Origin of the sequence: Nonomuraea sp. NPDC049028 (assembly GCF_043197735.1) — a bacterium.
Taxonomy (GTDB): domain Bacteria; phylum Actinomycetota; class Actinomycetes; order Streptosporangiales; family Streptosporangiaceae; genus Nonomuraea.
In genome coordinates, this window is sequence record NZ_JBICTR010000032.1 from 23,262 (window position 1) to 29,519 (window position 6,258).

The 6,258-nt window shown below is 64.5% G+C and carries 5 protein-coding genes; 2 read left to right on the forward strand and 3 right to left on the reverse strand.

The window, feature by feature from the left end; genetic code table 11:
* Positions 1 to 118: 118 nt before the first annotated feature.
* Together ACGFJ2_RS58865 and ACGFJ2_RS58870 are read right to left on the reverse strand one after the other, a co-directional pair.
* Positions 119 to 988, reverse strand: a complete 870-nt coding sequence (locus tag ACGFJ2_RS58865) for a LysR family transcriptional regulator (RefSeq protein WP_393484116.1) — start codon at positions 986 to 988, stop codon at positions 119 to 121.
* Positions 985 to 1,680 carry a hypothetical protein gene (locus ACGFJ2_RS58870; protein WP_393484119.1) on the reverse strand — a complete coding sequence of 232 codons (696 nt, stop codon included), beginning with the start codon at positions 1,678 to 1,680 and terminating at the stop codon, positions 985 to 987. Before ACGFJ2_RS58870 ends, ACGFJ2_RS58865 begins: the two co-directional genes overlap by 4 nt.
* A gap of 351 nt (positions 1,681 to 2,031) precedes the next feature.
* Here ACGFJ2_RS58870 and ACGFJ2_RS58875 point away from each other — a divergent pair, with 351 nt between their 5' ends.
* Together ACGFJ2_RS58875 and ACGFJ2_RS58880 are read left to right on the forward strand one after the other, a co-directional pair.
* Positions 2,032 to 3,210 (forward strand): lactonase family protein, encoded by a 1,179-nt coding sequence (locus ACGFJ2_RS58875; protein WP_393484122.1) that lies wholly within the window; start codon positions 2,032 to 2,034, stop codon positions 3,208 to 3,210.
* A 259-nt stretch (positions 3,211 to 3,469) separates the two neighbouring features.
* On the forward strand, positions 3,470 to 4,255 hold the full coding sequence (locus tag ACGFJ2_RS58880; RefSeq protein WP_393484124.1) for a hypothetical protein: 786 nt from the start codon (positions 3,470 to 3,472) through the stop codon (positions 4,253 to 4,255).
* A gap of 511 nt (positions 4,256 to 4,766) precedes the next feature.
* Here ACGFJ2_RS58880 and ACGFJ2_RS58885 read toward each other — a convergent pair.
* The gene (locus tag ACGFJ2_RS58885; protein WP_393484127.1) at positions 4,767 to 6,158 is read right to left on the reverse strand and encodes a hypothetical protein; all 1,392 of its coding nucleotides are present in this window, start codon (positions 6,156 to 6,158) and stop codon (positions 4,767 to 4,769) included.
* Between the last annotated feature and the right edge of the window lie 100 nt (positions 6,159 to 6,258).

Genomic DNA, 6,258 nt, shown 5'->3' on the forward strand with positions numbered 1-6,258 from the left:
AAGCGGGGCAAACGGTTTTCGGCCGTACGGGCTCACGTGTCTGCACGCACCCTTTGGAAGATGATGTCGCTGAGGAGTGGAAGCGCTGGGGGCTTGCGGTAGAGAGCGCCAGCGTGCTTCAGACCGTTTCGAGCGCATGGTCGAGGAGTGCGGTGGCCGCAGGGAGCGGGTCGGCCGGGAAGGCCAGCAGGATAGTGCGCACGGAGGCCGGTTCGAGAGGGATGGTGTGAACGCCAGGGTGGTGAGCGGGTAGGGAGAGCTCGGGCAGGATGCTCACGCCGAGCCCTTCGGCGACCATGGCGAGGATGCTGTTGGTGTCGCGGACTCGATAGTGGCAGCGCAGGCTCGTGCCTGCTTCCCGCGCGAGCGCCGTGATAAGCGGCTCGCATCCGCCCGTCGACATGATGAACGGCTGCCGGGCCAGGTCCGCGACCGGCACGCTGTGGCGTACGGCCAGGTCGTGGCCGCTGGGTAGGGCGGCCAGCATCTGGTCGGTGACCAGCGGGCGCATGACCAGATCGGGCACGCTGGCGGAGACGGCCCCGGCCGTCAGGGTGCCGATGTCGGCGGCCCCGGTCTGCAGCCAGTCGAGTACCTCCCCGTCCGACCCCTCGATCACGGTGAGCCGCACGTGCGGATGCGCTTCGCCGAACGTCCGCAGGATCTGCGGCAGCAGGCGGGCGTTGGCACTGGGGATGGCGCCGACGCGCAGGCTGCCGCGACCGTCCCCGCGCGCCGCGGCCGCCTCCTGCTCCAGGGCTTCGAGCTGGGTGAGGATGAGCGCGGTGCGGCGGGAGACGGCCCGCCCGGCCGCGGTCAGGCTCACCCCGTGGCCGCCCCTGGTGAGGAGGGCCAGCCCCAGCTCCCTCTCCAGGCCGCGCACGGCGTGGCTGACCGCAGACTGCGTGGTGTTCAGCTCCTCGGCCGCGCGGGTCATGTTGCCGGTACGCGCGACCGCCTGGAGGATCCTGAGCTGCGTGAACGTCATAGCGCCGCGCGCAGCAGTCCCACGACCAGCGGGTGCGGGCGCCCGGGCCACGAGCTCGTCTGCGGCACGAACAGTGTGGCCAGATAGTACGGGTGGCCGGGAATCTCCAGCACCCGGGCCTCGCCGGTGTCGTCCACGCCCGTCACCCGTAGTCCGCCCACGTGCAGGGCGCTCTGGTAAGCGGGATTGAGGCCGAAGTTGCAGTAGTACTGCTCCTTGGCCTCCTCGCGCCCGTACACGTCGGCCACCAGGGAGCCGGGCGTGAGCGTGACGGGCATGGTCCGGCCGGCGAGTGAGCAGGCCAACTCGGTGACGAACAGGCTGGAGGCGTAAGGGTCGTACTCGGCGTGCTGCGCGTCCTCGAACCCGAGCACGTGGCGGGCGTACTCGAGAATGATGTGCTGGCATCCGCCGCACGTCCCCAGGGTGGGGACGCTGTGCTCGCGGCCGTGCCGGAGCGCGGCCAGTGCGCCGCGCAGGCTGCGGTACGGGCTCCCAGGAGCGCACCACAGCACGTCCGCGGCGCGGACGGCGGACAGGTCCGCTTCGAGCGGCTCGGTGGCCAGCCAGCGGACCTCGATCTCGATCCCGAGGTGGTCGGCGGCGTGGCGCAGCGCATCGTCGGTAGCCACGTGCGGGGTGTATGTCTTGTCGTAGTCGCCGATGACCGCGACCTGCAAGGAAGGCGTCATGCGCCCACTATGCGGGGACGGCGGCATGAGCTCCAATACCTGATCGCGCAGACGTCATGAGCTCACGCTCATGACGTCGTCGGTCTCAATGTCCATATGGAAACGGGGCGCGTCGTGGACCGACTGCACGACCACGAGCGGGCCAGGCTCGGGCAAGGCGCTGTGCCAGGTAGAGGCAAGACCGCCGGCGCCGGTTGTCACCGAGCGCGTTTCTCGCCACGTTCCGCCGAACCGTCGGCCGCTACCTCTGTAGGGACGGCGGAACGAGCCCATGGAACGGTATGGCACCCCGGTGGAACGCCTATGAGGGTGTCGGCAAATCAGGTTCAAGGAGTGATGAAGGAGACGTTCGTGTCATCCGTATTCAGGAGAGCGCGTGCTGCCGTCCTGGCCGCCGCACTGCTTTGCATCCCAGCTCTCGCTCCGTCCCCGGCCGCTGCGGACCCGGTGTTGCCACCCTCCGGCGGCGTGCTCTACGTCACCAACGCGGTCTCCGGTGATGTCTCGTCCCTGGCGATCGGCCCGGGGGGCACCCTGTCGCCACTGGGCACGCCCGTGTCCACCGGCGGTTGCACCCTTGAGGGCACAGGCCCCGGCTGCACCCCGCGGGGCATAGCCCTCACCCCGAATGGGGCCACCGCGTACGTCGTCAACAGCGACTCGAGCACGCTGGCGGTGTTCCGAGTGGGAGTGCGGGGCGCGCTCCAGCCGCATCCGCTGCTCGTCGAGACCGGGAAGGAGCCGTGGGGGGCGACGGTCGCGCCCAACGGCCGCACCCTGTACGTCACTGACACCGCCGACCGGACCATTTCGGCGTACCGCATCGGAGCCGATGGCACGCCCAGCCGGTTCGCCGTATTCCGCACCACCTCGGACCACCCGAAGCAGACGGTGCTGTCCCCCGACTGGCGCTTCCTCTACCTCTCGTACGCGGACGCGGACGAGACCGAAGACAGCCCGGCGCGGCCCATCACCAGATACGCCGTGCTGCCGGACGGCTCGCTCGGACCCCCGCAGGACGTGGCGAAGGCCGGGCCGGCCAACTACGGGATCACGATGAGCCCGGACGGCGGCCTGTTGTACGTGACCTCGAACGTCGCGCAGAACGTGCAGGGGTTTCGGGTCGGTAAGGATGGCTCGCTGAAGCCCGTGCCCGGGTTGCCGGTCTCCGTGCCGTTCCCGGTCGGTCTCAAGGTCACGCCCGATGGGCAGCACCTGTACGTCAGCGCCAACCTCGACACCGGCTCGCCCCCCGGCGGTCTATTCGGCTTCACGATCCACGCGGACGGCTCGCTCACACCGACCGCCGACTCGCCCGCCCTCACTGCTGGCACCGCGGCGGTCGCGATCACACCGGACGGCCGGGACGTCTTCGCCAACATCCAGGACACGAGCCAGGTGGTCGCGTTCGCGATCGGATCCGGCGGCACGCTGAAGCAGGCTCCCGGATCGCCGTTCAGCACCGGTGGGAAGCGCCCGCTGAGCCAGTCGCTCGCCGTACGCCCGGTTCCCGCAGCCACTCCGCAGTAGGGGTCGGCCCGACCGTGATGCGCGGTTTGCCGCTACCGACGATCTGTGCATCACGGTCGGCACCCACCAAGACCAGCTCCTACCGCATGGCTCAGACCCGCGTCCGGACACAGGCAGGAGAATCGGCCTGATCATTACAGCTCACTATGGGCCCACGACCTGATCACGTTCCTTGTCAGGCGGTCGACCGCGTTCCGGCAGGGGACAACTCTCTCGAACCTATGATCGAACTATGGTGATCCGGCTAGCATGGCGTGCCATGGCGATCACTGAGGAGTTGGTCACGAGGCTGCGGGCCGCGGCGACTGCGGGGGATCCGGACGCCGCTCGCGAGCTAGGCCGCCTGCTGTGCATGCTCAGGACCGACTCTCGGGAAGACGCCCTGGACGGGGAGTTCCTCGCTACTTGGCCGGAGGAGCCGTGGCTCCGCGCCGCCTTGCGCGCCCGCCCCGACGATCAGCTCGCCGCCGTCATGCTCGCCGGGCGGCTCGTCCAGCAGATCGCCTATTGGCAGATCGATGATGACCACGCGATCGCGCAGGGTGAGGACGATCACACCCTCGCTCGCAGGCGGGACGAAGCACACGCCCTCTACGTGCGAGTGCTGGAAGCGGATCCCGGCAATCCCGCCGCGCGCGCCGGAGTCGCCACCCTGAACGCCTTGACCGGCGACACCGTCGACGTACTGGAGACGAAGCCTCCCTTCTCGTACTACGAGCTCCATCTGGAGGCGGCGGGGTCAGGCTCGTTCCTCCATTCCGAGTGCGTTGTCACCACTCATCCGGACGAGGTGCGCTGGGCCTGCTCATGGCTCATGGCTCCGGTGGTGGCGGAGGTGGAGGAACCTCCCTTCGGCGTAGACCTTTGCCTCTTCACCTATTCGGACGGGCGGTTCGCCGGCTCGATCAACCTCGGCGAGCATTTCACCGCCGACGGCCTGCTCGACTGGGACGTGGTCGAGATACCGCCGCTCACCGGCGAGCCGCTCCCCGTGGGCCACCCGGTGGGGACGAGCCACTACGGCTACTCCTGCGACTGGGGATGAGTCCGATCCTGCCTTTCAACTGCGGGACTAAACCAATCAGCGGTGGGATGGGTCGGCCGAGGAGCTGTCGCGGTCGAAGACGACGAGGGACTGCATGGTCTGAACGATCGGCTCAGCTACACCATGGAGACCAATAAATCCCTGAGTAGCCTGGGAAAACACCCCCAAGATCATCCCGTATATGTCCCGTGATCATGGTCCTACGGCTGATGCGGGTGCCCTTGGTGACCTACCAGGGCCAGGCAAGCCAGAAACCTGTGGCCGAGAAACCACAGGTCAACGCACGAAAAGCCTAGTGGAGAAGAATGGCAAGTGGACCCGCACCGCAGGGCCGCCAAGGCCCGAGGAGCGGACGCCACGCGGCAGAGCCCTTACGCCAGCGGTCACAGTCGCGCGCGCTTAAGCTGGCGGATCGTCACATGTCAGGCCGCACATAGATCAACACCGATTGAGCACACAGACAGGAAGTGGGACGTGAGACTGTATATTCTTCTCCTCGAACGAATGCCGCTCACGAGCTTGTATTGGGTTTAACCCACCCAATCAGCTGTTCAAGCCGTCGAATTTCGACCTCATCGTGAGCCGCTGTCAAAGCATCTTTAAGGATCTTGTAAACAATATTTGCCGCATTCACACTCAGAAGCCTTTCGGCTGCCCGCCAACGTATATCAAGACCGAGGGAATAATCCGCGCAAACCTTGCACCAGAGCTCGATTGCTCCTTTGACCTGTCCAACCTCCTCAAAGAGATCCGCTAGCTCCATCCGTTCATCGCCGGAAAGGGAACATACGGCCTCCGTGAGAGCGATAACTTCCGGAAGAGCATCACCTCCCGCGGCCGAAATCCATGATCGTATGGCAACCTTGAGCTCCTCAAGGGTACGTCCGGCATCATACATGGCCAACCGACAGAGTTTGACAACTGCATCTACCTGCCGATGTTTCGCAAGAATAGGTGTCAACTCGGCCGAGAGGGGAGCGCAACCCGCGGGCCGCAAACGCAGCATGTCCATTATATGATCCAGCGCTTCGCCTCCATTTTCCTCCAACAGAATATCTGCTGCCTCGATGAATGATTCCCTTGGGCTGCCTGGATCACTAATTATCCTAGAGGCAAACATAGAGGCGGCCTGGCCGAGTCCCTGATCTACCAAATGGCGCATTGCCCAATGGAGCTCAAAAGGTCCATGATCAGCTTCACGCAACCAGGAGATTATCTCATCTGTTGCAGACGCGCCATATACCGAGACCAACACTCTTATCGGATCCAAAAACTCGACCCCGCCATGACTGCTAGGATTTTGGAGAATCGCTCGAGCGAGGTTTACTGCATCGTCAGAGTATCCAAGCTCAAGGAGTTGACGGGCAATAAGTGGCCGAACATCGGAGTTCCAGCAAGAATGAGTACTGGCTATTTTTACGATGGTTGTGGCCCCAGCTGCGCCACATGACTCAACCCAGGATTGCACAACGCTTTGAATACCCTCCTCATCAGTGCCAGTCAGAAGAACTTCCCGTGCGTGAGGTTCAGCGAGTTCGCGCGATCCGAGTCGGAAGTAGATATTTGCGATTCCAGCATGCGCCCACTCATTGCTGTGCTGCCGTTTCTTGATCGCTGCATCGATGGCATCGAGCGCTGATGATCCTTCTACAAATTCCCAAACCTCGGCTGCAAATTCCAAGAGATCTCCATTTTGGTCAGGGCCGCTGAGAACTGCACTAGCAAGATCTGCGACTCCTGTAGTCCTCCCCAGGTCTGCCAATTCTGAGCATGCCCAGACCTTGCGCCAGGTGCCACCGAGAACAAGCAATCGCTCCAGCAGTTGAATCCTGACTCCTGTTGCTGAGGCATCCAGTTCAGAAAGATGGGTGATTAGATTGGCCAATCCATCGGGATCTTCCATATCAGTGAACCTTTTTCATCCCCAGGCGGCAGGGGTGCTGGTCACAGCATGATCGCGAGCTTGGTGTTCGCCTGACGACGTAAGAAACCCCTGGTAGACG